At 60.5% G+C, this 24,371-nt stretch carries 19 protein-coding genes; 3 read left to right on the forward strand and 16 right to left on the reverse strand.

The genetic code is table 11. The features are described from left to right. Positions 1-6: 6 nt before the first annotated feature. From AAG793_RS04550 to AAG793_RS04590, 9 genes are all read right to left on the reverse strand, one after another. A complete protein-coding gene (locus AAG793_RS04550) occupies positions 7-2,910 on the reverse strand; it encodes a 2-oxoglutarate dehydrogenase E1 component (protein WP_341904627.1) in 2,904 nt (967 codons plus the stop codon). 294 nt (positions 2,911-3,204) lie between these two features. Beyond that, positions 3,205-4,929: a thiosulfohydrolase SoxB gene (gene soxB, locus AAG793_RS04555; RefSeq protein WP_341904630.1), complete on the reverse strand. Its 1,725-nt coding sequence runs from the start codon at positions 4,927-4,929 to the stop codon at positions 3,205-3,207. Between the two features lie 143 nt (positions 4,930-5,072). Further along, positions 5,073-5,729: a sulfur oxidation c-type cytochrome SoxX gene (gene soxX, locus AAG793_RS04560; RefSeq protein WP_341904632.1), complete on the reverse strand. Its 657-nt coding sequence runs from the start codon at positions 5,727-5,729 to the stop codon at positions 5,073-5,075. A gap of 35 nt (positions 5,730-5,764) precedes the next feature. Beyond that, a complete protein-coding gene (gene soxA / locus AAG793_RS04565; RefSeq protein WP_341904633.1) occupies positions 5,765-6,562 on the reverse strand; it encodes a sulfur oxidation c-type cytochrome SoxA in 798 nt (265 codons plus the stop codon). An 81-nt stretch (positions 6,563-6,643) separates the two neighbouring features. Next, positions 6,644-6,955 carry a thiosulfate oxidation carrier complex protein SoxZ gene (gene soxZ / locus AAG793_RS04570; protein ID WP_341904635.1) on the reverse strand — a complete coding sequence of 104 codons (312 nt, stop codon included), beginning with the start codon at positions 6,953-6,955 and terminating at the stop codon, positions 6,644-6,646. A gap of 101 nt (positions 6,956-7,056) precedes the next feature. Next, on the reverse strand, positions 7,057-7,524 hold the full coding sequence (gene soxY, locus AAG793_RS04575; RefSeq protein ID WP_341904638.1) for a thiosulfate oxidation carrier protein SoxY: 468 nt from the start codon (positions 7,522-7,524) through the stop codon (positions 7,057-7,059). 207 nt (positions 7,525-7,731) lie between these two features. After that, on the reverse strand, positions 7,732-8,871 hold the full coding sequence (locus AAG793_RS04580; RefSeq protein ID WP_341904640.1) for a c-type cytochrome: 1,140 nt from the start codon (positions 8,869-8,871) through the stop codon (positions 7,732-7,734). Beyond that, a complete protein-coding gene (gene soxC / locus AAG793_RS04585) occupies positions 8,858-10,207 on the reverse strand; it encodes a sulfite dehydrogenase (RefSeq protein ID WP_341904644.1) in 1,350 nt (449 codons plus the stop codon). The genes AAG793_RS04580 and soxC overlap by 14 nt, the downstream gene beginning before the upstream one ends. Before the next feature lie 12 nt (positions 10,208-10,219). Then, complete coding sequence (locus tag AAG793_RS04590) at positions 10,220-10,603, reverse strand: metalloregulator ArsR/SmtB family transcription factor (protein WP_341904646.1); 384 nt, start codon at positions 10,601-10,603, stop codon at positions 10,220-10,222. 267 nt (positions 10,604-10,870) lie between these two features. On the opposite strand from AAG793_RS04590, the gene AAG793_RS04595 reads away from it, so the two are divergent. Both AAG793_RS04595 and AAG793_RS04600 read left to right on the forward strand, forming a co-directional pair. Beyond that, positions 10,871-12,157 carry a surface lipoprotein assembly modifier gene (locus AAG793_RS04595; protein ID WP_341904649.1) on the forward strand — a complete coding sequence of 429 codons (1,287 nt, stop codon included), beginning with the start codon at positions 10,871-10,873 and terminating at the stop codon, positions 12,155-12,157. 73 nt (positions 12,158-12,230) lie between these two features. After that, positions 12,231-13,571, forward strand: a complete 1,341-nt coding sequence (locus AAG793_RS04600; protein WP_341904652.1) for a FecR family protein — start codon at positions 12,231-12,233, stop codon at positions 13,569-13,571. 7 nt (positions 13,572-13,578) lie between these two features. Here the strand turns inward: AAG793_RS04600 and AAG793_RS04605 are convergent, their stop codons facing one another. After that, positions 13,579-14,586, reverse strand: a complete 1,008-nt coding sequence (locus tag AAG793_RS04605) for a glycosyltransferase family 4 protein (protein ID WP_341904655.1) — start codon at positions 14,584-14,586, stop codon at positions 13,579-13,581. 85 nt (positions 14,587-14,671) lie between these two features. On the opposite strand from AAG793_RS04605, the gene AAG793_RS04610 reads away from it, so the two are divergent. Then, on the forward strand, positions 14,672-16,798 hold the full coding sequence (locus AAG793_RS04610) for a tetratricopeptide repeat protein (protein ID WP_341904658.1): 2,127 nt from the start codon (positions 14,672-14,674) through the stop codon (positions 16,796-16,798). A 48-nt stretch (positions 16,799-16,846) separates the two neighbouring features. Here the strand turns inward: AAG793_RS04610 and pbpG are convergent, their stop codons facing one another. From pbpG to ilvN, 6 genes are all read right to left on the reverse strand, one after another. Next, positions 16,847-17,917 carry a D-alanyl-D-alanine endopeptidase gene (pbpG, locus tag AAG793_RS04615; RefSeq protein ID WP_341904660.1) on the reverse strand — a complete coding sequence of 357 codons (1,071 nt, stop codon included), beginning with the start codon at positions 17,915-17,917 and terminating at the stop codon, positions 16,847-16,849. Positions 17,918-18,119: 202 nt separating this feature from the next. Continuing rightward, the gene (locus AAG793_RS04620; protein WP_341904663.1) at positions 18,120-19,658 is read right to left on the reverse strand and encodes a 2-isopropylmalate synthase; all 1,539 of its coding nucleotides are present in this window, start codon (positions 19,656-19,658) and stop codon (positions 18,120-18,122) included. A gap of 78 nt (positions 19,659-19,736) precedes the next feature. Then, entirely contained in the window at positions 19,737-21,431 is a 1,695-nt protein-coding gene (gene leuA, locus AAG793_RS04625) for a 2-isopropylmalate synthase (RefSeq protein ID WP_341905419.1), read from the reverse strand. 174 nt (positions 21,432-21,605) lie between these two features. Further along, entirely contained in the window at positions 21,606-22,418 is an 813-nt protein-coding gene (gene pssA / locus AAG793_RS04630; protein WP_341904666.1) for a CDP-diacylglycerol--serine O-phosphatidyltransferase, read from the reverse strand. Positions 22,419-22,696: 278 nt separating this feature from the next. Continuing rightward, a complete protein-coding gene (ilvC, locus tag AAG793_RS04635) occupies positions 22,697-23,713 on the reverse strand; it encodes a ketol-acid reductoisomerase (protein WP_341904668.1) in 1,017 nt (338 codons plus the stop codon). A 135-nt stretch (positions 23,714-23,848) separates the two neighbouring features. Beyond that, positions 23,849-24,340: an acetolactate synthase small subunit gene (gene ilvN, locus AAG793_RS04640; protein ID WP_011483239.1), complete on the reverse strand. Its 492-nt coding sequence runs from the start codon at positions 24,338-24,340 to the stop codon at positions 23,849-23,851. Positions 24,341-24,371: the final 31 nt, after the last annotated feature.

The following is a 24,371-nucleotide window of genomic DNA, read 5'->3' on the forward strand; positions in this document are numbered from 1 at the left end:
GCGACCTTATTTGGTCAGCACAAAACCCTTGAGCTTGCCAAACGCGCCATCCACCAGCGCCTTTTGCTGCTCCTGGTGGAGGTGGGAATAGCCCACCGCAGGCGACGCGGAAGCCGCGCGGCCGGAGTAGCCCAGCTTCTGTCCTTCGAGCATGTTCTCGTGGATGTAGTGCTGCACGAAGAACCAGGCGCCCTGGTTCTGCGGCTCGTCCTGGCACCAGACGATGTCGGTGGCGTTGGGGTACTTCTTGAGCTCGGTTGCGAACGCCTTGTGCGGGAACGGATAGAGCTGCTCCACGCGCAGGATGGCCACGTCATCGTGTCCTTTTTCCTCGCGCTTTTTCACCAGGTCGTAGTACACCTTGCCGGAGCACACCACCACGCGCTTGACCTTGTCGGCCTTCTTGAGGATTTCTTCCTTGTTCTCGCCGATAACCGTCTGGAAACTGCCCTTGGTGAACTCGGACAGGGGCGACGTGGCGTCCTTGTTCCGCAGCAGCGACTTGGGCGTCATGATGACCAGCGGCTTGCGCAGGTTGCGCACCATCTGGCGACGCAGCACGTGGAAGATCTGGCTGGCCGTCGTCGGCTGAACCACCTGCATGTTGGTGTCGGCGCTCAGCTGCATGAAGCGCTCGAGACGTGCCGAGCTGTGCTCCGGGCCCTGGCCTTCGTAGCCGTGCGGCAGCATCAGCGTGATGCCATTGACGCGGCCCCACTTCACTTCACCGGAGGCGATGAACTGGTCAATCACCACCTGGGCGCCGTTGGCAAAGTCGCCGAACTGCGCTTCCCAGATGACCAGGGTGTTGGGGTCGTTCGATGCATAGCCGTATTCGAAAGCCAGCACAGCCTCTTCAGACAGGATGGAGTCGATGACGACAAACGGAGCCTGGTTGTCGGCCACATTCTGCAGAGGCACATAGGTACCGGTATCGAACTTTTCGCGGTTCTGGTCGTGAATCACGGCGTGGCGGTGCGTGAAGGTACCGCGTCCGCAATCCTCACCCGACAGACGCACCGGGTAGCCACTGGCCACCAGCGAGGCAAACGCCATGTGCTCGCCCATGCCCCAGTCCACCGGAATGTCGCCACGACCCATGGCTGCGCGGTCGTCATACACCTTCTTGACCAGCTGGTGCGGGGTCACGGTGTTCGGGATGGTGCTGATCTTTTCTGCGAGGCGCTTCCATTCAGCTGTAGGAATGGCGGTATCGCCTGCGTCCGTCCATTTTTTGCCGAGGTAAGGCGCCCAATCCACGGCGTACTTGCTCTTGAAATTGGTCAGCACGGGGTCGAAGGTGCTCTTGCCTGCGTCAAGCGCTGCGCGCGTGGCCTTGACCATGTCGTCACCCAGCGTCTCGCCGAAACCCTGTGCGGCCAGTTTGTCGGCGTACAGCTTGCGGGTGCCAGGGTGCTGGGCAATTTTCTTGTACATCAGCGGCTGGGTGAGTGCGGGCGTGTCCTGCTCGTTGTGGCCCAGCTTGCGGAAACAGATGATGTCGACCACCACGTCCTTGTGGAATTCCATGCGGAACTCGAGCGCCAGCTGGGTGGCGAGCACCACGGCTTCCGGATCGTCGCCGTTGACGTGAAGCACGGGCGCCTCAATCATCTTGACAACGTCGGAGCAGTACAGCGTCGAGCGGCTGTCGCGCGGGTCGCTGGTGGTGAAACCGATCTGGTTGTTGATCACGATGTGCACCGTGCCACCCGTGTAATAGCCACGGGTTTCGGCCAATGCCAGCGTTTCCATGACAACGCCCTGCCCTGCAAACGCGGCGTCGCCGTGTACCAGCACGGGCAGCACCTGCATGCCCTGGGGATCAGCGCGGCGATCCATGCGGGCGCGCACCGAGCCTTCGACTACCGGGTTGACGATCTCCAGGTGGGATGGGTTGAACGCAAGCGTGAGGTGAACCGGGCCGCCAGGCGTGGTGACGTCCGAGCTGAAACCCTGGTGGTACTTGACGTCACCGCTTGGCAGGTCTTCCGGTGCGGTGTGTTCAAACTCCGCGAACAGGTCTGCTGGCACTTTGCCCAGGGAATTGACGAGCACGTTCAGGCGGCCACGGTGGGCCATGCCGATCACGATTTCCTGCAGGCCCTTGATACCGCCCTGCTGGATCAGCTCGTCCATGCTGGCGATGAAGCTCTCGCCACCTTCCAGCGAGAAGCGCTTCTGGCCCACATATTTGGTGTGAAGGAATCGCTCCAGGCCTTCTGCGGCCGTCAGGCGATCCAGGATGTGAAGCTTCTTTTCCTTGGTGAAATTGGGTTTGCTGCGAATCGATTCGAGCTTTTGCTGCCACCAGCGCTTCTGGTTCTGGTCGGTCGCGTACATGTACTCGGCGCCGATGGTACCGCAGTAGGTTTCGCGCAGGGCGTTGATGAGCTCGCGCAGGCTCATGCTCTCCTTGCCGAAGAAGGTGTTACTGGTGTTGAACACGGTTTCCTGATCGGCATCGGTGAAGCCGTAAAAGGAGGGCTCCAGCTCAGGAATCTTGTCGCGCTCGGCACGCTTGAGCGGATCGAGGTCGGCCCAGCGGGCGCCGACGTTGCGATAAGCGGCAATCAGCTGCTGGACGGCGGTGCGCTTGCGGCCCATTTCCGAATCGGCGCCACTGGCGACGACCACGCGGGTCTGGCCCTGCTTGGCCAATTCTGCAAAGGCGTTGACAACGGGCAGATGCGGAACGTCTTTGGCGTTGGTGCCGTCCACGGCCGGGACATGCTGGAGCGCGTCGAAATACTCGCGCCAGGTGTCGGGCACGCTGCCAGGGTTGGCCAGGTAGTTTTCGTACATCTCCTCGACGTAGGGCGCGTTGCCGCCGAAGAGGTAGGTGTTGCCTTGATAGGCAGAATAGACGGACGGCGCTGCAGATGCAGGCGTCTGCGGAATGGAACTCATACTCGCTGACCTCCGTTTCCCTTGGGGAAACATTAGCTAGCCATCACGCCAGATCATTCTGGGTCATGGCCGGTTGATTAACCTTCCGCAACACGGCTGGACCGATTAGCGGATGCGACTGTGGCAGGAAGGGCCTTCAGAAACAGCTGTGATTGTGCCACTGAACCATGACACGCCCAAGACATGGTTATGCCTCAAACGAATAAGGCATGAACAAGGAGCGGTGTTGGCTCAGAAATCAGCGCAGAGATCGACTCTACGGTTGGCGCAGAAGGCCATCGAACGCTCAAGCGATCAGGACGCCGCCGCGACACCCGGATTACCAGCCATCCCGACCAGCGCAGGCTGGTTGGGTTTGATGGCCGAAAGGGTCTTTTGGGCCTTGAGGTAGATCTCCACCACCTCCCATACCGGCGGGCCGGCGTTTTTGCTGGCCTCCGCCACTGGCGCCCAGCCGGCCACCTTGTAGGTCTTGTCGGCTTCGATCAAACGACCGTTCAGGCGCATGTTCTGGATGCGCTCGCCCATCTTTGCCCCAGGCTCGCAGGTGTAGCTCAGCCCACCCACGCGCACCATGTCACCGCCCTGCTGGTAATACGGATCGGGGTTGAAGAGGTTGTCGCCGACGTCTTCCAGGATGGTCTTGATAGTTTCGCCGCGCATGTCGGTGAGCGTGGTCCACGGGTAGGTGATGGCGGTCTGGTCCATCAGATGCTCGCGGGTGATGCTCTGCCCGGGCAGCAGCGAAGTCCCCCAGCGAAAACCGGGCGAAAAGGCAATTTCAGCGCCGCGCACCGCCATCAGGGCGTCCAGAACCACCTGGTCGAACGTCCCGTTGAAGTTGCCACGCCGGTAGAGCGTGCCCTCGGTGGTCGCGAGTTTTTCAGACAACCGGGCCTCATAGGGCGCACGGCCGCGGGCAATCTGGGCTGCCATCTCCGGGTCAGCGGGCAGCAAATTGGCAAAAATCGGGAGCAGGCGGTACTGGATATCCGTCACCTTGCCATTTCTCACACTCAAGTCCAGCACGCCGAGAAATTTGCCGTTGCTGCCGGCATTGGTCACCACCGTCTGGCCGCCTCGGTTCTTCACGGTGATCGGGACCGGTACGCCATCGTGGGTGTGGCCGCCCAGAATGACGTCAATGCCTGTCACGCGGGAGGCCATCTTCAGGTCCACATCCATGCCGTTGTGGCTGAGCAGCACCACCGCCTGGGCACCTTTGGCGCGCGCCTCGTTCACGGTCTCCTGCATTTCGCTCTCGCGGATGCCAAAGGTCCAGTTGGGTGTCAGCCACGCCGGGTTGGCGATTGGCGTGTAGGGGAAGGCCTGCCCGACGATGGCCACCGGCACACCGTTCATTTCCTTGATCACATAGGGTTTGAAGACAGGATCACCGAAGTCGCTGGTCTTGACGTTCTGCGCGACGAAATCCACCTTGCCCGCAAAATCCTGCTCGACGATTTTCTTGATGCGCGCTTCGCCGTAGGTAAAGTCCCAGTGCCCGGTCATTACGTTCACGCCGAGCAGCTTGGCCGCATCGACCATGTCCTGCCCCTCGGTCCACAGCGCCGTGCCGCTGCCTTGCCAGGTGTCACCGCCATCCAGCAGCAAGGCGCCCGGCCGGCTGGCCTTGAGCCGCTTGACCAGGGTCGCCAGGTGGGCAAAGCCTCCCACCTTGCCGTACTGGCGTGCCGACCGCTCGAAGTCGAGATAGGTGAAGGCGTGGGCCTGTGCGCTACCTGCCTTGAGGCGGGCCGCTTTCAACAACTGCTCCCCCACCAGATGCGGCCACTGCCCCCGCATGCTGCCGACGCCGAGATTGACCGACGGCTCCCGGAAGTAGATGGGCAGCAGCTGTGCGTGGCAATCCGTCATGTGCAGAAAATGCACATTGCCTGTCGGGCGCACGTCATACAGCGCGGCAGCCTGAGCGGCTGTGGCCTCACGACCCAAAGGAAAGCCAGCGGCCATGGCAGCGGCCAACACGCTGGTGAACTCGCGACGGGAAAGATTCATGACGTTGTCACCCCTGCCCGACGAACCGTATCAACCGGTCCCAGCGAGCATCAAAAAGTTCAGGAAACGGGCCAGCCCTTGGTGGCCCCGGATTCGGTAGTCGGGTACCCCGTTTCGGGGTCCCGACCCAGGTTGATCAACGATCAGTTGTTGACTGGCGACTTCGGGTCGAGCAGCAAGGCCATCACGTCGCGGATCTGCTGCTCGCTCAAAATGCCGCCGTGGCCAAACCGCGGCATGCCGGAGCAGGCGTTGTAGGCCTTGGCATTCCACAGCTTGCCCCAGGTGTACTCGACGATGGGCTTGCTCGCCTCGGACGCCGGGTCGGCCACGCCGCGCAGTTTGCCGTAGTTGTAGAGGCTTGGACCGATGGAGCCGTAAGACAGCTCGGCCTTGCTGATCTGGTGGCAGTTGTAGCAGCTGCCGCCATTGGCCTCGCCGGGCCGGTCACTCCATGTCAGGCCACGACCATTCTGGGCAATTTTCTCACCTTCGGCCCAGTTGCCCAGATACTTGCCATCGGCAGGCAGCTTGACTGTCTTCAAGTTCGCTTCTTCGATCGCCTTGGCCAGCTTGTCGTCGAGCGGACGGCCCTCTGAGTCAGAGCACGCCTGGTTGGACGCGTCCAGATTCAGGCGATCCATTTTGGCGATGCCTTGCTCGCGAAACGAGCTTTTGATCACCTGCGCGGTAGCGGCATCGACCTCAGCCGGCGTCGGGCCGACTGCACAGCTTGCCAGAAGCGCCGTCAGAGCAATGCCCGCCGTCAACGCACCTGCATGTTTGATTTTTTTATTCATGATGTTCAATCCTGTGTGCCGGAATAGGGCCGTAATCAGCGCTTCAGGGCCGGTGCTGTGGAGGCGCCACCCTTGCTGTTGACGCCCATGAACACGCCCAGCGCGATGGTGGCGTCAGATGCGTAGCCAGGGAACGGGAACCGCTGCTGACGGTAGCAGTCGTTCAAGCGCCGCTGCATGCTCCAGAGGTCACCACTGGAGACGCGGTAGGCAGGCCAGGAACCAAATCCGACGCTCGCGCCGGGTTGCTTGGTCAGATTGGGCAGGTCCTGCAGGCGAACGCGCTTGTTGTCTTCGCCATGGCAGGAGGCACAGGAAAAGTCGTACGGGCCGCCACGCAGGTAAAACACCTTTTTGCCGACTTCGTACATCAGCTTTTCCTTGGCGTGCGACTGCGGCAGATTGAAGCTCATGCCGCGCGATTCGGCGGAAACATAGGCCACCAGCGACTCAATGTTCCGCTGCTCGCCCCGGCCAAAACCGGTTTTGGCGATTTCCTCGGCGTTGAAACCCTGCAGCTGCTCCATGCAGGTCAGCAGCCGGGATTCGAGGTCCTGCACCCGCTGGGTATCGGCAAAAAAGCGCGGCATCTCGACAAAAGCGCCCTTGACCACGCCAGGACCCTTGCCAAGATCACATTTTTCAAGGGATGCGTTCTTCGGGCCGCGTGCCTGCTTCCACAAGCCCTCGCCTTTGGCCTCGTACAGCTCTGCAGGGTTGCCATCGGCCAGCATCGCACGGTACTCGGCGATTCCCTCCGCCGTGCTTTTCTGTGCCATGACTGAAACAGGCAGGGCGGCCAAGGCCACCATGCCGAAAAGGCTCCATTTCATGGATGTCTCCTGATAGTTATTGGATGCATTGTCTGCCATGCCGGACCTGACGCCGCCGCCCATGGCCCGGCACTCGCGTGATCAGGCGATGGCGGCCTCATCGGTGCGCTTGTCGCCCCGGTTGTCCACCCAGCTCACGGCGACCTTGTCACCGGCTTTTCCGCCTTTGAAGCTGAACTGGACGAAGGGGTTCTTGGACACCGCTGCGCCCCACTGCGCGTGCATGACCACTTTTCCGTTCCAGGTGGCGCTGATGTCCTGGATGAACCAGGCGGGCACGATTTTGCCGGCTGCATCGCGGCGCTGGCCGCTTTCCATGTCGTGGCTGACCAGCACACGAACGGTGGTCTTGTCGCCCTGAACCTGGGCCCGGATTCTCATTGGATCTGACATTTTTTATCTCCTGACTTGCACTTGATCGGACACGGACTGAGCGGTGCCCTGCTGTGAATGGAATACCCCGAAGGCGCACGCGGCGCGTGGCTTCAGCAGACTCAACCGCCGCATCCGCCCAGCGTGACCTTGACTTCCTTGACGGCGTAGAACATCTTGTCGCCCACCTTGGCAAGGGCGTACACATTGGACGACTGACCCATCTTCACATTGGTTGCCACACTTGCATCGGTACCAGCGGGAATGTCGAAGAGCGCAGCCAGCGCATTCGGATTCTTCTCGACAACCAGAGCGATCTGCACGGTGTTGGCCAGATTGCTCTGGGCTCCCACGCGCACCACGTTGCCGTTTTCAGCGATCTCGGGGGCCTGGAGCACCAGGTCCTTGCTTTCGACGGGTGCACCCACGCCACCCATGGCCTTGGCCACATCGGCCAGTGATTTGCTCTCAAACGCAGCCTTGTTCCAGCTGGATGCACTTTGCGCGTGTGCCGGGCTCAAGCCACTGGCGGCTGCCAGGGCCAGTGCGGTTGCACTGGAGCCGGTGGCCAGAAAATCACGACGTTCCATGATGAACTCCTTCTTCAAAATTCTTGATAACTGATAGTGGTGTTGCCGCTGTTAGCCGCCTTGACACCGATTGGACCGAAAAAAAGACCATCGCGTCAGGGTGTTTGTCCTGACGCCGGCCCACTGGCCGCCCCTGATTTCATCTTTTACCCCTGCTCTAACCCGATTCCGCTTCTTGTTGTCGCCGCCCATCGCTTGATCACTTGATCACTTGGCCTCGCGAGACATCAACCAAACCGCCAGTTGATCTGCCTCGGCGGGGCTCAGACTCTGCGCCGGCATGGGGATCGCACCCCACACGCCTTGGCCACCAGTGCGTATTTTGCCGGAGAGGTAATTCACCGCGTCGGACCGGTCTTTGTAGCGAACCGCCACCTCCTTGAAAGACGGGCCAACCACGCGGCTGTCCATGCCGTGGCAGGCCAGGCAGGCGCCTTTGCGCATCAGGGCATCGGGGGCTGATGGCGCGTTTTGGGCTGCCACAGTGACCGCCTTGCCCTCCCCGCCACTGCCACTTGCAGCAGCGACACTTGCCCCGGCGCCAGGCCGGGTCGTGTCTGCACCACGAGTGGGTCCGATGGTTCGGGACTGCTCCGCCAGATTGCCGTGTGAATCGCGTGCGTAATCCGGCATGAAGCTCTTGACCACCACCTCGGCCTTGCAGTCACGCATGCAGGCAGAACCCTGCACGTCAGGCCGGGTGCTGCCCCCGAGTTCCTTGCCGGGCCAGAGGGCGTGCGCGGTGGTCATGCCGTTGCGGTTGGGCAGGCGGGCCTGCACATCGCGGATGTTGCGGTCTGACAGCGTGAAATCAGCAGGCAGGATGTTGCCAAGATTCAGGATGTAGGCCGTCACGGCATACACCTCATCCGTGGTGAGCGTCTTGGGCGCGTTCCACGGCATTGCACGGTTGATGTAGTCCCACAAGGTGGACAGCGTAGACAGCTTCATCACCGTGGTTCGGCTGGGCTGGTTGGAGCCGGGCATCAGGCTGTCGACACGACCGGTTTTCAGGTCTTCGGCACGCACACCACCCGCGATGGGCGTGAACACGTCGGATGATTCGCCAAAGGTGCCATGGCACGAAGCGCATTTGGACTCCCAGACCACTTCCCCCTGACTGACGGAGCCCTGCCCCTTCGGCAGCCCCTTGAAGTCTGGCCGCACATCAATGTCCCATGCACGGATTTCCTGGGGAGTGGCTGTGCGCCCGATCCCCGGCAGGGCCGTAGCGTTCAGCGCCTGGCCTTTGGGGCTTGGCTGCTGCGCCATCACCTGCGTAGCCAGCACCAGTCCGCACACCACCACCCACGGTCGAAGCCGCAGCAACGCGTCAAACCTGGACATTGCTGACCTCTCCGTTGGCTGAAAGCAGCCACGACTGAATCGAGTTGTTGTGATAGATGCTGCGCGAGGCGCGTACTTTGCGCAGTTCGCTGTAGGTGGGTTGCACATGACCGGTCTCATCAACTGCGCGACTCTGGAAAATGGCCGGCTGCCCATCCCAGACAAAGTCGGCGTTGAAACGCGTGAGGCACTTCGAGAGCACCGGCCCTTCAAGCCGTGCCGCGCGCCAGTTGCGTCCGCCATCGGTCGACACATCCACCCGGCGAATGCGGCCACGGCCGCTCCACGCCAGACCGGTGATGGTGTGGAATCCCTTCTGCAGCAGCACCTGCCCGCCGCTGGGCGAAGTCACCACACTTTTGACCTCCTGGATGCTGGTGTACTGCCGATGCAAACCACTGGGCAGCAAGTCCACATAGTGAAGGGTTTCGTCCTTGGTGCCGTAAGGCATGTCGCCGACCTCAATGCGGCGCAGGTACTTCACCCAGCTGACGCCCTGCACCCCAGGCACGACCAGACGCAGCGGATAGCCGTTCTCCGGCCTGAGCATCTCGCCGTTCTGTCCGTAAGCCACAAACACTTCACCATTGGCGACCAGGCTCATGGGAATGGTCCGTGTCATGCCGGAACCATCAGCACCCTCTGCAAGGATGAATTTGCCCCGCTTCCAGTCCACCCCACACATGTCCAGCAAGGTGCGCAGCGGCACACCGGTGAACTCGCTGCAGCTGAGCATGCCATGGGTGTACTGCACGGTAGGCACCGCTACATTGCCCCACTCCATGCCGGTGTTGGCGCCGCACTCGATGAAATGCATGCGACTGATGGAGGGCAGCCGCATCAGGTCGTCCATGCCGAACACCATGGGCCGCTTGAGCAGTGTGTCATCCGAGCCGTTGATCATCAGGCGGTGGTTCTGCGGATTGATGTCCCACCAGCCCTGGTGGTGGCGCTCAAAATGCAGGCCACTCGGCGTGATGATCCCGAACAGGCTTTGCAGCGGGCAGAAGCTCACGCTCGATTGGCCCACACGCGTCAGGCCTGGGCTTTCACGGCGCTGCAGGTTTTTCTCCCACTCGCTGGGCACGCCATAACCCCGGGCGGCCACCGGCTGCCCGAGGCCCTGGCTGTGCGGTTGATGCTCCAGAATCGCAGGATCACCCGCACCCACTGCCGCACCGGCACTGACCGCAGGCTGCGCGCGCGAGGGGCTGGTGGCAGTGACCGCAGCCGCCACGCCAGCCGCAAGAAAGCCGCGGCGCCCTGCGCGCAAGGCAAACACGTCGGCAGACGACAGGAAGTTTTCAGGTGCACGACGAATGAACCGGTTCAACATCAACTCACCCCTTCAAAGCGACGACGGCACAGGCAGCGGCGACAGACGCTCACCGTCCACCACCGACTCGGGCTCGTCCAGCTCGATGGCGATCTGGGTACACACGCTGCGGCACAGAGCCACAGCCTTCTCGCTCTGAACCCGGTAAATCACCTGCGTACCCTCTTTGCGCTTGGCCAACACGCCGGTGCGGTAAAGGACGGCCAAGTGCTGCGACAGGTTGGGCTGGGTCGTGTCAATTTCAGCCAACAACTGGTTGACTGACTTTTCACCCTCGCACAAGGCACTGAGCACACGAAGACGCATCGGCGTTGCCAGCACAGCGAAAAGCTCGGCGGCCAGTTCAAAGACCCGCCCCCTCTCGACCTGTGCACTGCTCTGAATGATGTTGTTCATGTGCTTTATATAAGTTAACGCTTATATTTTTACCGTTTTGAAGCAATGCACCATGGGATTTACCCTTGTCACCGCAGCTTCGCCAAAAAAAGACGCACCCCAGGTAACTGCGCACGGCGGGGTCGGATTTACCTTTTCCGATGGCTACTCGCGTGCTATAAAAAATGCTTTTTGGTGCCTTGTGTTCGTACAACCGTCGCCCCACTCAAGACAGCGTCCATGAATATAAAAAAAGCAAAGAAAGCGTGCCTTGCGGGAGGCCTGCTGATGTCCAGTCTGCTGGCCCTTTCGGCGCACGCGGAAGTAGACGACCTCGTGCGCGAGGCACAAAAGCTTATCGCTGCGGGCCAGATGCGCCTGGCGTTTGACCTGTTGGAGCCCCATGAAGTGGCACGCGCTGGCGACGCAGACTACGACACCGTCCTCGGCATCTCCGCCAACGAGACAGGGCAGTTCACCCGCGCCGTGTTTGCACTGGAGCGCGCCCTCTCCGTTCAACCGGGCAACGCCAGGGCACGGGCAGAACTGGGTCGGGCTCTGTTCTCGGCGGGTGATACAGAAGCGGCGCGACGGGTATTGAAGGAAACCCAACAAGCCGGCATACCGCCTGAGGCCTCGGCAACGATCGACCAGTTCCTGCAGGCCATTGACCGCAGTGAGGAGGCAGCACGCTCATCAATCAAAAGCCATGTCGAGGCCGTCGTCGGGTACGACACCAACGTCAACAGCGGCCCGGGCAATGCGAATGTGGCTGTTCCTGCATTCGGGGGGGTCATCATCACGCTGTCAGCCAACTCAGTCGCTCTCAAGGACGCCTTCATTGCAACGGGCGGCGGGGTGTCGTGGCGTCAGGTAATGAATCCACGCTGGTCACTCATCGGGAATGTCTCCGGCAACGCCAGGCTGAACAGCAAGTACCACGAGTTCAACACCGGCCAACTGGATGCGAATGCAGGCGCTACCTACCGCTACGACCAGCACGAGTTCTCTGGTGTCGTGCAGGCAGGCACCTACACCGTCAATGGCGCCAGAGCGAGGGACCAACAAGGCATTGTCGGGGAATGGACCTATCGACTGGACGGCTACCGGCAGTGGACCACCTATGTGCAATGGGGTCAGCTCGAGTACCCCGGTCAGTCTGTGCGCAATGCAGATCGCACGGTACTGGGTACATCGTACGCACATGCCTTCCGCAGTGGTCTCATCCTGTTTACCGGGGCGTACGCCGGCGAGGAAAAGCAACGCGCCAGCAGCGTTCCACACCTGGGCCATGATCTCTTTGGCGTGCGGCTCGGCGCACAGAAGGCAATTTCAAATGACCTCGCACTGTTCGGCAATGCCGCCTACGAAGAGCGTGACTACGGCGGCACCGATCCTCTGTTCAGCCGCGTCCGCGAGGACCGGCAGCTCAATCTAAGCATGGGCCTGAGCTGGACGCCCGCCAAGCTGTGGCGAGTGACCCCTCAGCTGTCGATGGTTTCTGTCAAATCCAACATACCGGTCGCCGACTTCCGCAAAACCAGCCTGAGCGTTGCGGTCCGTCGCGACTTCTGAACGCACGCTGCCGCCATGACCACGACAGCTGCACCCCACTCCCTGTGTACGCATGAAATGCGAGGTCTGTGCCATGAAGTCTGAATTTCCTTTCAAGAACACGCTGTTGTTCATGGCGCTGGCGGCGGCTTACCCGCTGACGGCCGCAGCCGCGCAGGGTGCAGGGATCGCGCAGTTTGCATCTGGCGAAGTTCTGCTGCGTCGGTCGGATGGGCAGTCCGATCCACTCGTCAAGGGCCGGGGCATCGAAAGCGGACAGGCCATCGTGACGGGTACTACCGGGCGTGCCCAGGTGAAGTTCACCGACGGTGGCCTGGTGTCACTGCAGCCCAATACGGAATTCAAGATCACCAACTATGTCGATCAGGCAGACCCCAGGCAGGACCGATTCCTCGTGGACCTGCTGCGCGGCAGCATGCGGGCCATCACCGGGCTGATCGGCAAGCGAAACCGTGAAAACTACAAGGTGATGACGACGACCGCAACGATCGGCATTCGAGGGTCGGGATTCAATGCCGGCTACAACCCGGATGGCTCACTGACTGTGACGGCGGAATTCGATGCCATCGAAGTTTGCAATGCGGGCAACTGCGTGGGATTGACTGCCGGGGAATCCGTGCAGGTGCTGAACAAGACCGATCCGCCCGTGCGTACCAACACCCGGGCACCGGTTCCCACGCCACCACCTGAGCAGGAACCTGTGGTGACTGGCAATAACACCGATTCCGCAGGCAAGGCAGTCATCGTTGCATCACAATCACCTACAGCCGCTCCTATATCGCGCACTTTCTCAAATATCGCAGTTGTTGCGGTCAGCACCAATAGCTCCGGCGGCGCCTACAGCCTGACCACGTCGTCGACGCCGACCTCGGTTTTCAGTGATAACAAACTGGTCAGCGTGCAGGATGGCACAACAAAGCTCGCGGAGCGCGGGACAGCTCTTCCAGTGAGCAACTTCAAGTCAGTCGGCAACGTCACCGACGCCAATTTCATCGGATGGGGCATGTGGACGGCCGGGCAGCAGGATTACTTCGGCACCACGCTGCTGAACAACGTGCACTACATCGCCGGACGACCCACCGCACAAACAGAAATCAACACACTGATGGCTGCGACCGGAAGCGCGACCTACACCCTCGTAGGCAGCACGGCACCTACCCTCAACGGTGTGGCAGGTACGCTGAACAGTGCGTCCTTTACGATCAGTTTCGGATCGACCGCTTACAACGTTAATACATCCATCAACACTTCATTTGGCAATTTCACTGATGCTGCCAGCAGCAGCTCTGCAGGCTTCTCGGGGGCAGCCATCAAAGGTCTTCTCATCGGCACCAATGCCTCCTTTGCCGGTCTGACCTACAACAAGGATTTCGGCTCAGGGGTGGTGTCAGGGGCGCTGGCATTCCAGAAGTGAGCTGACGTCACAGCTCAAGACGATCCAGCGAAGCCGACAGGGCTTCAGCCCCATGAAAACGGCGAATATCCGCCGAGGCCGCCACCCCAATCCGGCGGCGCAGCGCAACATCGGTCGCCAGTGCCTCGAGCGTGTCCCACGCCTGCTCCTGAGATTGAACGAGGCAGCCTGTCACACCCGGGTCAATCACCTCGACATAGCCGCCCCGGTTTTCTGCCACAACCGGCAAGCCAGTCGCCATGGCCTCGGCCACGACGCGGCCATAGGCTTCAACAGTTGAGCCCGTGCGGTAGAAAAAAATATCCAGTGACTTGTAAAAGTCAGCTACTGGTTGACTCCCCTCTGGGAGCAGCTCAACACCCTCCACGTCACCCAGTTCCGATGCGAGACAGGTCCCGCCCATGATGCGTACCGAGTGCCCCGCAGCAACGAGCATCCGGTAAATCCACGGGTCCTGCGGATGGTGTTTGTCCAGTACGTCGCGGCTCACACGCCCTACCGTCACAGGCAATCGCCGCCCGTCACCGTCCCATCGGGTGTCAGCGATGCTGAGCAGCGGCTCAGTATTGATCGGGCTGTACAGCACCTGCCCTTGCAGTCCAGCCGTCAAGCGAAGCGACTCCGAAACGAACACAAGCTCGGGTTCAATCGAAGTAGTGTCATGCAGAATCGCAAAAAGTGCAAAAAGTCGGGCATAACTGGCCAGGTTGACGTGCAGCATGACCCGATCAAACCGCGCGTACTTCAACCAGACGTCCGGCGGAACATGCGCCCCACCCCAATAAAGTACGCCGCCGCGCGGGAACTGGCTGGCAAACGGCCTGATGGCCTTCACCCCTTGCCGGGCATAAAGCGCATGAGGCGGCGTCACCGACCAGCACTCCACCGGTCGCCTCGTTGCCAACTGGTCGCGCATCGCCAGCAGCTCCAGACAGGCACCGGAATACGGCACCTCAAATCGCCCCACCAGATGCAAAGGAGCCGGTGCAGATCGTGCACTTGAAGTCATCACCATGTCTTTCCGTAGAGATGTGCCGCCCAACCTCCACCGCTCCAAGTCTGTCACATAATTGCTTCATGTCCACGCCCGGAGTCTGGCATTGACAGCACCGCAGGCTGCGCCCGCCTTTGAAACGCTGATGACCGCCGGTGCGGCTGCCCACGCAGAAGGCCGGTTGGTCGATGCACTCTCGGCCTTCCAGTCAGCGCATGGACTCAAACCACACAACGATAACGCGGCTTCAGCCTGCGCTGCCGTATTGTTTGATCTTCAACGGCCACAGGCAGCACTGCGCATGCTTCATGGCGTTGAAGCACAACTGCTGCGCTCACCAGAGGGTTGCCGCAATCTCGCGATGGCATGGATGGCCGTCGGCAACAGGGGTGAATCACTACGGCATGCCGACCTTGCACTGGCACTCGCGCCAGATCACTTGCCATCGCTGGCACTCAGGGTGCAGATTGCCAGTTGCGAGATGCGATGGAGTGACGCACTACGCGATGCGAGGCGGTGCGTTGAACTCGCCCCAGGGAGCATCTGGCCATGGACTGCATTGATCGACCTGCTTTGCAGCAGTCGGCAGCCCGATCAGGCCCTGGTTTCGGCCAGGGCCGCTTCGCAGCGGTTCCCGTCGGATGAATCCATTGCATGGAGACTTGCATGGACCCTCACCCTGAATGCCGAATTCGCAGCCGCCAGTGTCAGATTGCAGGCGATAGGGGCCGGCGGTACTGCAGGATTTTTCCGCTTTCTGACTGAATGGTCGGGTGGCGGCCTGCAGCTCGCTTCAGAGGAAAGCACACACCTGACCGACCGCCTGATGGATCTGTATTGCCAATGGGTACTGGACGGCCTGACGCAGTGTGACTGGCGCGATCACGCGCGAAATCTGGCGCTCATCCGTCAGCAGATTCAATCCGGGCAAATTACCTTCGGTCCGGCAAGCCTGCTGGGACTGCTGCGGCATGGCCGCACACTCGGACTGACCGATCTGGGGATGTCAGCCCTGAGCCAGGCACTGCGTGTTAGCGGGGCCATGCCCACCCAGTCACTGCCAGCCTTTGAAGCCAAGGAGCCACCAAAGCCCGGAACACCCCTGCGGATAGGCCTGCTGGTACCCAGCTTGCGGGATGCGCATTTCGTTTCAGCACTTTCGGCTCAGTTGGCTCTGCACGACCACGACCGGTTTGCGTTCTTCATCTACGCCCAAACGCCAGAGCCGCAAGCTGTGTTCAGCGCAGCACTCGGAAATCACCGAGTCGTCGAGGCCGCCCACTTCACCGACGAAGAGCTGACCCTCCGGATTCGGCTTGATCGCCTTGATGTCTGGATAGACCTGTGTACCGGCAGCCCTTGGTGGCGTCCCGCGGTGGCGAGCCACCGGGTTGCCCCTGTGCAGTTGACGATCGCCAAGGACGCCGTCGCTACCAAACACCTCTTCGACTACCGACTCACAGATATCTTTACCGAGCCAGAACGCCGTGAAACGGATCCGGTGGATACAGCGGACTCAGGGCCTGCAGCGGTCCGTTTGCCGCGCGCAGGCTGGAATGTCTGGCCTCAGGCCAGACTCGATGAAGTCATGGCTGATGACGACGCACCGGCTCGTGAGTCAGGCGATCCTGTCTTCTGTGCATGGACTGCGCCAGAGACGGTGGATGCGGAGAGCTTAAATTTGTGGATGCGTATTCTGGCGGCAGTCCCCAGTGCAGTGCTGTGGCTTCTTGCACCCGAGAAAGCAGTGATGCTCAACCTGCAACGCGAAGCACACGCCAGAGGCATCGCTCCTGACCGACTACGATTTTTCCCGCTGCTCCCACGCGCGCTCCACCTCCAGCGATTGCGTCACGCCGACATTTTCCTGGACCCACTGCGCGTCAGTTCGTCAACCGTACTTGTCGACGCGCTGAGTCTTGGAATTCCGTCCATCAGCTGCGTTGGCGCACATGCCGTGGCACGCCACGGTGCTGGCCTGCTCCATTCATTGGGCGTCGACGGACAGGTGGTGGACAGCCATGAAGCCTACGTCGAGGCTGCCGTGAGGCTGGCGCGCGACAACTCACTGCGAGACAGGCTAAAAGGGGAAATGGCCACGTTGAATCGATTGGTCCTGCCAGTGCTGCGGCAGTCGGCCACCCGAGAGATGGAGGCCGCGTGGATGGCGATCGTTGAACGTCAACGCGCCGGACAAGCGCCTGCAACCATCAACATTCCGCCCTCTCTCTGACGCACCGGGCAAATTGCGCGGTGCTTGAGGGCGCGCTTGGGCAGAGGATCAGCCGTTGATCTGCTTGACCGACGTGCTGACGTTGACCTTGGGCTCTGCGGTCGGGTTGGACTCAACCCAGCGACGCACCCGCTCGGCATCCCCGAGGCGACTCAGTTTTCCTGCAGAGTCGAGGAACACCATGATCAATTTGCGGCCTGCAATTTTCGTTTGCATCACAAGGCACTGGCCCGCTTCAGAGATGTAGCCTGTCTTCTGAAGACCGATGTCCCAATCCGGATTCTTCACCAGTCGATTAGTGTTGTTGTACTGCAAAGTGCGGTTGCCAACAGCCACCTGGTAGCCTGGGGAGGTACTGAGTTCACGCAGCATCGGGTCTGCATGTGCCGCGTTGACCAGCGTGGCAAGGTCCTGCGCACTGGACTGGTTGCGGCTGGAAAGCCCGGTGGGCTCCACGTAACGGGTGTCGTTCATGCCAAGCAGCTTGGCACGGGCATTCATCTGCGTAACGAACGCCGCCAGACCGCCCGGGTAAGTGCGACCCAAGGCGTGCGCAGCGCGGTTCTCGCTGGACATCAGGGAGAGGTGCATCAGTTCACCACGGCTCAGCACCGTGCCCACCCGGAGACGGGAGGTGCTGCCTTTTTCGGTGTCCACATCATCTTGGGTGATGGTGATCATCTCGTCCATCGGCAGCTTCGCGCTGCTGACGATGATGCCGGTCATCAGCTTCGTCAGCGATGCGATCGGCAAAACTGCATGGTCGTTCTTGCTGAAAAGGACTTCACGGGTGTCCTGGTCGATGACCAGTGCGACGCTGGACTTCAAATCCAGCGCATCCTGAGCGGTGTGCAGCCCTGCAATTTGCCCGTAAGAGGGCCGCGGAGGCGCTGACGCACGGATGACGCTCTTGTTTTTACCCTTGCGGCTTCCCGCCACGAAGCGGACGCTTTTCCGGGTGGAGACGGCCTTCTTCGCACCCGTCACCTTGGCGCTGTGCGGTTTCTTGACGACGTTCCGCTTGCTGGACTGCGCGTTGGCAGCAGGCGCCGCCAACGCCGCCACGACGGCCAGTGATCCAATGATTTTTAATGCGCGATTGAAAATCGGGTGGGACATGGTGGTGGCTACCTGCGGTGGATTGCAACAAACGAACGGTCACAGTGTATACAAATAGAAAAAGTCATGCAATATCAAAAACTTGCACAACTTTCCTAAAAACTGGCTCAGTTGTCGCTATTTTTGCAGTCCAAACCACCTGTTTTTATCAAAAAGATTCGTAAGTCTTTGAATTAAATGAATATTTTTAATTCAAAACCCGTCAACCCTGCGCTGCCACCCGATCTGCCTTGCTTTGGAGCTTGTTCAGTGCGCTCAGATAGGCTTTGGCAGACGCCACCACGATGTCAGGGTCAGAGCCCACGCCGTTGACCACACGGCCGCTGTTCTGCAGCCGCACCGTGACTTCGCCCTGGCTCTCCGTGGAGCCGCTGATGGCGTTGACCGAGTAAAGCACCATTTCAGCGCCGCTTTTGACATGCGACTCAATCGCCTTCAGTGACGCATCCACCGGGCCATTGCCATCCGACTGCGCCGTGACCTCCTTGCCGGCCACGGTGAACACCACGCGGGCCTGCGGACGCTCACCAGTTTCGCTGTGCTGCGCCAGAGACACGAACCCGAACTGCTCGTTGTCGTGCGTCGCGCTTTCATCGCTCACCAGCGCCAGAATGTCCTCGTCAAAGATTTCACTCTTGCGGTCGGCCAGGTCCTTGAACTTGGAGAAGGCGTTGTTGACGTCTGCCTCGCTCTCCATGGACACACCGAGTTCCTGCAGGCGCTGCTTGAACGCGTTACGCCCGCTGAGCTTGCCCAGAACAATCTTGTTTGCGCTCCAGCCAACGTCTTCCGCGCGCATGATCTCGTAGGTGTCCCGGGCCTTCAGCACACCGTCCTGGTGAATACCGGAGGCATGCGCAAAAGCGTTTGCCCCCACAACCGCCTTGTTGGGTTGCACCACAAAACCGGTCGTCTGGCTGACCATGCGACTGGCCGCCAGGATGTGCTGGGTGTCAATGCCCAGCGTCAGGCCGAAGTAGTCCTTACGGGTCTTCACCGCCATGACCACCTCTTCCAGCGAGCAGTTGCCCGCACGCTCCCCAAGGCCGTTGATGGTGCACTCCACCTGCCGCGCGCCGCCAATCTTGACACCCGCCAGCGAGTTGGCTACCGCCATGCCAAGGTCGTTGTGGCAATGCACGGACCAAATGGCCTTGTCGCTGTTCGGAATGCGCTCGCGCAAATCCTTGATGAAATTGCCATACAGCTCAGGAACCGCGTAACCCACGGTGTCTGGCACATTGATGGTGGTGGCGCCCTCGCTGATCACCGCTTCCAGCACTCGGCAGAGGAAATCCGGGTCGGAACGGTAACCGTCTTCCGGGCTGAACTCGATGTCGCCCATCAGGTTGCGGGCAAAGCGCACGGACTGTTTGGCCTGCTCGAACACCTGGTCGGGCGTCATGCGCAGCTTCTTTTCCATGTGCAAGGCGCTGGTCGCCAAGAACAAATGCAGCCGACCGGAATTGGCGGGCTTCAGGGCATCGGCCGCGCGTGAGATGTCGCGGTCATTGGCGCGCGCCAAGGAGCACACCGTGGAGTCCTTGATGGCCTCTGCAATGGCCTTGACGCATTCAAAGTCACCGTTGGAACTGGCGGCAAAGCCTGCCTCGATCACATCCACCCGAAGTCGCTCCAGCTGGCGTGCAATCCGCAGCTTCTCGTCCTTGGTCATGGAGGCACCGGGCGACTGCTCGCCGTCGCGCAGGGTGGTGTCAAAAATAATGAGTTTGTCGGTCATGGAATCTCCGAACGGAATGGGCTATCGGTCTAAGGGCTGCAGGCCGTGAAATGGATCGCAGAAAAACGCAGAAACGCTTCAGGTCATCATGGTAAGGGCTGGACGGTCGATTGGTACACCGCTTCGCTGCATGCCCGACAGGATGGCCTTGAAGGAGGCCAGCACAATGTTGTTGTCCATGCCCACCCCAAAAAGCGTCTGGTCGTTGATGCGCAGCTCCAGGTAGGCCACGGCCCGCGCATCGGCACCGGATCCGAGCGCGTGCTCGTGGTAATCCAGCACGCGAACAGAATGCCCCGTGGCGGCATTGAGGCCAGCGATGAAGGCATCAATGGGACCCCCGCCGTGACCGGTGACGCTGAAGGCTGTCGCACCGACGCTCACATCCGCAGTGACAGAGAAAACTTTTTGCCCGGTGGCATCCGCCTCCTCGGACATGGCGTGCCGAGACACAGCCACTGCGGCGATTCCGTACGCCTTCTCGAACACGGAATAAATATCCTTCGCCGTCAGTTCCTTGCCGCTGGCATCCATCACCGCCTGGACCGACTGGCTGAACTCGATCTGCAGCCGGCGCGGCAGTTCCAGGCCGAACTCGCTCTCAAGCAGGTAAGCAATGCCGCCCTTGCCCGACTGGCTGTTGACGCGTATCACCGCCTCGTAACTGCGACCCAGGTCTTTCGGGTCAATCGGCAAATAGGGCATGTCCCACGGGTCAGCGTCGCTGCGCGCGGCAAAAGCCTTCTTGATGGCGTCCTGGTGGGAACCCGAGAACGACGTGTACACCAGGTCACCGGCATACGGATGGCGTGGGTGCACCGGCAGCTGGTTGCAGTGCTCCACCACCCTCCGGATCTCGTCGATCTCGGAAAAGTCCAGCCCGGGCGAAACACCCTGGGTGTAGAGATTCAGGGCGATATTGACCAGATCGACATTGCCAGTCCGCTCGCCGTTACCAAAGAGACATCCCTCAATGCGGTCCGCACCGGCCATCAAGGCCAGCTCACCGGCCGCAGTCCCGGTACCACGATCGTTGTGGGGGTGCACTGACAACACAATCGAATCACGACGCGCCAGGTGGCGGTGCATCCACTCCATCATGTCCGCAAAGATGTTGGGCGTGGAATGCTCCACTGTCGAAGGCAGGTTGATGATGCATTTGCGCGCAGGAGTTGGCGCCCAGACTTCAGTGACGGCATCCACCACCCGCTTTGAAAAAGCCAGCTCGGTGCCAGACCACATCTCGGGTGAATACTGGAAGGTCCATTGCGTCTCGGGCTGGGCACTCGCCAGCTGTTGAAAGAGCCGGGCGTGGTCGGTTGCCAGGGTCACGATGGCGTCTTCGTCCATGCCCAGCACCACCCGGCGCATCACTGGTGCCGTGGCGTTGTAGAGGTGAACAATCGCTTTATTGGCCCCGCGCAGCGCCTCGAAAGTGCGGCGAATCAGCGGCTCCCGCGCCTGGGTCAGCACCTGGATGGTGACGTCGTCCGGAATGAGTCGGCCCTCAATCAGCTTGCGGACAAAGTCGAATTCCACCTGGGATGCAGATGGAAAACCGATCTCGATTTCCTTGAAGCCGATTTTCACCAGGGTGTCGAACATCCTGAGCTTGCGCGAGATATCCATCGGCTCGATCAGTGCCTGATTGCCGTCTCGCAGATCGACACTGCACCAGATGGGCGCCTGCGTCAGGACCTTGTCTGGCCATGTGCGGTCAACCAGACGCACCGGGGCGAAGGATTTGTATTTGCTGGAGGGGGTTGTCAACATCGGCATTTCGGAACCTCAGGATCTCAGATAACCAGCAACCCCAAAAGAAAAACGGCCCGTTGCTGGTGCAAACGGGCCGTTGAATGGGGTGCACGCGTGCGCTACCGTCTCCGCCCGTTGGGGGATGGCAGTAGTGCTAGCGAAATCGACTTCATGGCTTGAATGTATCACATTTCATTTGTGCAGACCGCGCTCGTCCGGCTCATCGGTCGAGGTGGAAATCACGCTGGTCTGCAAGCCCTTGGCCTTGCGCCAGCCGTAAACCACATAGCCCGAAAAACCGTACAAGACGAACAGCGAGAACATCACCGTCGGCGGATCGATGTTGATCACTGCAATGCCCAGTGCGATCAACACAATGGCCGCAAACGGCACACTGCGCTTCATCGACACATCTTTGAAGCTGTAGAAAGGCACATTGGTCACCATGGTCAGGCCCGCATAAAGCGTGAGCGCAAAGGTGAGCCAGCGCACCTCCAGACCACTGATGCCCTGCTCCGTCATCAGCCAGATGAAGCCAGTCACCAGCGCTGCAGCAGCCGGAGACGGCAAACCCTGGAAGAAGCGTTTGTCCACCACGGCGGTGTTCACATTGAAGCGGGCCAGGCGCAGTGCAGCGCAGGCGCAGTAAACAAAGGCGCCAATCCAGCCCCAGCGGCCAAGGCTGGTCAAGGCCCATACATAGGCAATCAATGCAGGTGCTGCACCGAAGGACACCATGTCAGAGAGCGAGTCCATCTGCTCGCCAAACGCGCTCTGGGTGTTGGTCATGCGGGCCACACGGCCGTCGAGGCTGTCGAGCACCATGGCACAAAAGACGCCGATGGCGGCCTGTTCGAAGCGCCCGTTCATGGCCATCACGATGGCGTAAAAACCACCAAACAGGGCGGCCAACGTGAACAGGTTGGGCAGGATATAAATGCCCTTGCGGCGCTTACGCACCACCACCCCGTCCTCTGACGATTCAGAACTTTCGCCGTCATGCATAAAAATACTCCCAAGACACGTCCCGTACCGATAAATAGCGGCGGACGCACTGATGTAAATGACCAGATCCGGATGTGTTGGCCAGCGCTGCAGATGCCGGCCAGATCCGCCTGGCAATCCGAAAGCATAACAACAACGATGGCGCCACATCAGAAATCAGGAAATGGCGCGCCCTTCGAAGAGCTTGCGCCGCTCAATAAAAAAGCCGCGCAGGTACTTTGCGCGGCTTTGTGCAGGACAACGCCACCCGCAGGCGGCACCGGCCCGGCGCTGTTGGATCAGTTGCGGGTCTGGTCGACCAGCTTGTTCTTGGCGATCCAGGGCATCATGGCGCGCAGCTGGGCACCCACGACCTCGATCTGGTGATCGGCGGTATTGCGGCGGCGTGCGGTCATGCTCGGGTAGTTGGTGCGGCCTTCAAGGATAAACATCTTGGCGTACTCGCCATTCTGGATGCGCTTGAGTGCGTTGCGCATGGCCACACGCGACTGCTCGTTGATGACCTCAGGGCCCGTCACGTACTCGCCGTACTCGGCATTGTTCGAGATCGAGTAGTTCATGTTGGCAATACCGCCTTCGTAGATCAGGTCCACGATCAGCTTGAGCTCATGCAGGCACTCGAAGTAGGCCATCTCAGGGGCGTAGCCGGCTTCCACCAGCGTCTCGTAGCCCATCTTGATCAGCTCGACCGCGCCGCCGCACAACACGGCCTGCTCGCCGAACAGGTCGGTCTCGGTCTCTTCCTTGAAGTTGGTCTCAATGATGCCAGCCTTGCCACCGCCGTTGGCCATGGCGTAGCTGAGCGCGAGGTTACGAGCCTTGCCTGACTTGTCCTGGTGCACGGCCACCAGGTGCGGCACACCGCCACCCTGGGTGTAGGTGTTGCGCACGGTGTGACCGGGGGCCTTGGGAGCGACCATCCACACATCCAGGTCGGCACGCGGCACAACCTGGTTGTAGTGCACGTTGAAGCCATGAGCGAAGGCCAGCGAGGCACCTTGCTTGATGTTCGGCTCCACATTGTTCTTGTAGACCTCGGCGATCTGCTCATCGGGCAACAGGATCATGACCACATCAGCGGCCTTGACGGCGTCGTTGACTTCCATCACGGTCAGGCCGGCCTTGCCGACCTTGTCCCAAGACGCACCGCCCTTGCGCAGGCCGACGACCACTTTCACGCCGCTGTCGTTCAGGTTCTGTGCGTGGGCATGGCCCTGGCTGCCGTAGCCAATGATGGCCACAGTCTTGCCCTTGATCAGGCTGAGGTCGCAATCCTTGTCGTAGAAAACTTTCATTTTTCAATCCTTCAAAATAGGTTCTGGCGAAAACGCCCATCGACAGGCTCAGGGCGAACGATCTGCATACATCGCCACTGCTTGAATCCGTTCGCGTTGAGCCTGTCGAAACGCGCGCACGGAAGTTTCACAAAATCAAACCCTCAGGATGCGCTCTCCGCGGCCGATGCCGCTGGAGCCGGTGCGAACCGTCTCCAGGATCGCGCTGCGGTCAATCGCCTCCAGAAATGCGTCGTTCTTGGACTGGTCGCCGGTCAGCTCGATGGTGTAGCTCTTCTCGGTCACGTCGATGATGCGTCCGCGGAAGATATCCGCCATGCGCTTCATTTCCTCGCGCTCCTTGCCGACCGCACGCACCTTCACCATCATGAGCTCGCGCTCGGTGTAGGAGCCTTCGGTCAGGTCCACGACCTTGACCACTTCGATGAGGCGGTTCAGGTGTTTGGTGATCTGCTCGATGACGTCATCCGAACCGGTGGTCTGGATGGTCATGCGCGAGAGGCTGGGGTCTTCCGTGGGCGCCACGGTCAGACTTTCAATGTTGTACCCACGGGCGGAGAAAAGGCCCACGACGCGCGACAGCGCGCCCGGTTCGTTTTCGAGCAATACGGCAATGATGTGTTTCATGGAAAGATTCCTCTTTTCGCTGCCCTCCCCT

The organism is Polaromonas sp. YR568 (genome assembly GCF_943372955.1).
Lineage (GTDB): Bacteria > Pseudomonadota > Gammaproteobacteria > Burkholderiales > Burkholderiaceae_C > Polaromonas.